Source organism: Thermogemmatispora sp. (genome assembly GCF_019683755.1).
Classification (GTDB): Bacteria; Chloroflexota; Ktedonobacteria; order Ktedonobacterales; family Ktedonobacteraceae; genus Thermogemmatispora.
This window is the reverse complement of sequence record NZ_JADGHT010000477.1, coordinates 1-2,813: the sequence shown is the minus strand read 5'-3', so window position 1 is coordinate 2,813 and position 2,813 is coordinate 1. Positions and strand designations below refer to the sequence as shown.

Below are 2,813 nucleotides of genomic sequence, written 5' to 3'. Positions count from 1 at the left end.
ACGCTGAGCGGCCCAGCGGCCATTGCCATCCATAATAATAGCCAGGTGACGCAGCGGACAGCTTGATCCCTGCGATTGCCCTTGCTCCTGCCCCTGGGCCTGGAAAGCTCCCGCCCGCAGCCCCGGCTCCTGAGAGCGCACCTCTACCGCTGGTTGCGACTGCTCACTCTTTTTCCCTGTAGAGGAGGGAAAAAGATCACGTATCCTGGTCAATGTCAGACCTCCAAAATCTCGTGTTCCTTGAGCTTGCCGATTTTATCCATCTCCTCGATGTAGCGGTCGGTCAGCTTCTGCAAGCGCTCCTGACCCCGCTTCAGCTCATCTTCGGAGATCTCCTTCTTCTTCTCGCGGTCACGCAACTTGTCCTGCACATCGCGACGGATATTGCGCACCGCGACCTTGTGCTCATCTAACTTCTTATGAAGGAGCTTCACCATCTCGCGGCGCCGCTCCTCATTGAGAGGCGGAATCGCTAAGCGGATGACCTGACCGTCACTGCTAGGATTGATTCCTAGATCCGACTTCTGGATGGCCCTCTCAATATCAGGGAGCAGCTTGCGATCCCAGGGCTGGATTACCAACAAACGTGGCTCCGGCGCTGAGATGGAAGCGAGCTGGTTAATCGGCGTGGGGACGCCATAGTAATCGACCTGAATCCGTTCCACGAGGGCGGAACTGGCGCGGCCCGTGCGGATGCTCCCCAAGTCATGGCGGAGCGCTTCCACAGCTTTCTGCATCCGGCGTTCGGCATCTCCGAAAATATCATCTACCATAGCAATGCTCCCATCGTAAGGTACCTTGGATACGCGTGCTGAGCAAAGCGACAGACCAGGGCAGAGTGACCGGCAAGCAAGTCAGCAAGCAAGTCAGGTGCAGCACCCCTCTGCTTGCCTTGCAATTTGCAGCCAGTCGATATTCAGGCGCGCTCGCTGACAGCGCTCTCCTCAAGGTCATGAACGAGTGTTCCGCGCTTCTCGCCACGCATGATAGCCTCCAGTGTTCCGGGCTGATCGAAATTAAAGACTACGATCGGCAAGTGGTTATCCTTGCAGAGCGAGATCGCTGTACTATCCATCACCTTGAGGCCCATATTGAGCGCGCGCATGTAGCTTAACTCTTCGAACTTACGAGCGTTCGCATTGCGCATGGGATCATCATCGTAGACGCCGTCAACCTTCGTGGCCTTTAGCAGCACCTGGGCATTCAGCTCGATGGCGCGCAAGGCCGCCGCCGTGTCAGTTGTAAAGAACGGATTGCCACTACCCGCCGCTAAGATGACCACGCGCCCCTTTTCGAGGTGGCGCACGGCGCGACGGCGGATGAAAGGCTCTGCCACAGGTGGCATCTCTATCGCCGTTTGAACGCGCGTCACCAGGCCGAGCTTTTCCATAGCATCCTGCATGGCCAGAGAATTCATCACCGTGGCCAGCATGCCGACATAGTCGGCGGTCGCGCGATCCATGCCTGCGGCAGCGGCATCTGCCCCACGCCAAATGTTTCCGCCACCGATGACCATCGCCACCTCCACCCCAAGATCATGAACGCGCTTGACCTCTGCCGCGATCCGGCGGACCGCCGCCGGATCAATCCCAATGCGTGGCTCGCCCGCCTCCGCAATCTGGCGGGGGCCTAGTGCCTCGCCACCCAGCTTGAGCAGGATACGCCGATAGCGCAAAGACGCAGCCGTCTGAGATTCAGCCATCTTCTCTTCTACTCCCATGCGCTTCTCGTGAAGGAACGGCCTCGGTCTTGCCTCCCTGGACACCAGCCTATGGCTCGTTTGGCTCCTTCCGCCAAGGAGCAGCGTCGGTGAACAGGAAAAGAGGGAGACAGGCCGGCCTTCCACAGACAAGGCCGGAGCGGGAGCGGATGCCGCCTTGGTCGCCTGGGCGGTCGTCCAGAGCGCATCGCGCTCACCTCCAATCCCACACATAGCATAGCACGCTGCCAGACTGACCAGGAAGTGCCGCTTTCTACTCGCTCAAAGCAAAGCGACAGAAGCGACGAAGCACAATGTTCTCCCCGGTTTCCGCAATAACCTTGCGTACCAAGTCTCCCACCACCTGGCTCTCATCACGAATCCAGGGCTGCATCATCAGCACCTGCTCACTAAAGAGCTTCTGGAGCTTTCCCTGAAGCACTTCTTCACGCTTATGCTCTGGCACACGCGCCATCGAGGGGTCCTCAAGGAGCTGCTGGCGTGCCTGCTCAATGACTTCCGCAGGCACATCCTCGTAATTCACATACTTCGGATCGGTGCCAGCGATCTGCAGGGCCAACTCATTGGCCAGTTGGCGAAAGCTTTCGCTGCGCGCGACAAAGTCCGTGCTACAGTTCAACTCCAGCAAGACTCCTACTCTGTTGTTGTGATGGACATAGGAGAAGATGCCTCCCTGCTTGGTCTCACGACCGGCAGCAATCATCTTCTCGGCCTTGCGATTGGCCTTCGCATTGAGGATCTTGATTGCTTCCTCCCACGACTGTGCCTCCTCCAGCGCACTCCTGCAATCGGCAAAGGTCGCTCCAGTTTCCTCACGCAACCTCTTCACATCGGCAGCAGTATAGTTCATAAGGGTGTTTCTCCTTCAGTGTACTTTGATAGCATACTCAGGTTTCAGTCTGGCTGACAATGACTCTCGGTCACTCGCGGACGGTTTCGAGTGCTTGACAGATACGATACAGTAGGATTCTAGGCCCCGAGTAGCTGGTCACGAACTGGGCCGAAGCGGGAGCAGGTCCGGCTAACGAGGCCGCTCCTTTTGCTTCATCCCGGCCCTCCCCTGCTTTCACAACCTGATCGCTTGCCCCCGTCA

General features: G+C 57.9%; 3 protein-coding genes and 1 pseudogene. All 4 read right to left on the bottom strand.

Annotated elements, in window-relative coordinates:
- Positions 1 to 213, bottom strand: a pseudogene (locus IRZ24_RS19000) (hypothetical protein); the annotation flags it as partial.
- Between the two features lie 2 nt (positions 214 to 215).
- Positions 216 to 773, bottom strand: coding sequence for a ribosome recycling factor (gene frr, locus IRZ24_RS18995; RefSeq protein WP_297167906.1), 558 nt, complete (start codon positions 771 to 773; stop codon positions 216 to 218).
- Positions 774 to 916: 143 nt separating this feature from the next.
- Positions 917 to 1,702 carry a UMP kinase gene (pyrH, locus tag IRZ24_RS18990; protein ID WP_297167903.1) on the bottom strand — a complete coding sequence of 262 codons (786 nt, stop codon included), beginning with the start codon at positions 1,700 to 1,702 and terminating at the stop codon, positions 917 to 919.
- A 271-nt stretch (positions 1,703 to 1,973) separates the two neighbouring features.
- On the bottom strand, positions 1,974 to 2,570 hold the full coding sequence (gene tsf / locus IRZ24_RS18985) for a hypothetical protein (protein ID WP_297167900.1): 597 nt from the start codon (positions 2,568 to 2,570) through the stop codon (positions 1,974 to 1,976).
- Positions 2,571 to 2,813 lie beyond the last annotated feature (243 nt).

Excerpts from the sequence above, each read along its gene's own strand:
- pyrH (WP_297167903.1), bottom strand. The coding sequence starts at position 1,702 with ATGGCTGAATCTCAGACGGCTGCGTCTTTGCGCTATCGGCGTATCCTG.
- frr (WP_297167906.1), bottom strand. The coding sequence starts at position 773 with ATGGTAGATGATATTTTCGGAGATGCCGAACGCCGGATGCAGAAAGCT.
- tsf (WP_297167900.1), bottom strand. The coding sequence starts at position 2,570 with ATGAACTATACTGCTGCCGATGTGAAGAGGTTGCGTGAGGAAACTGGA.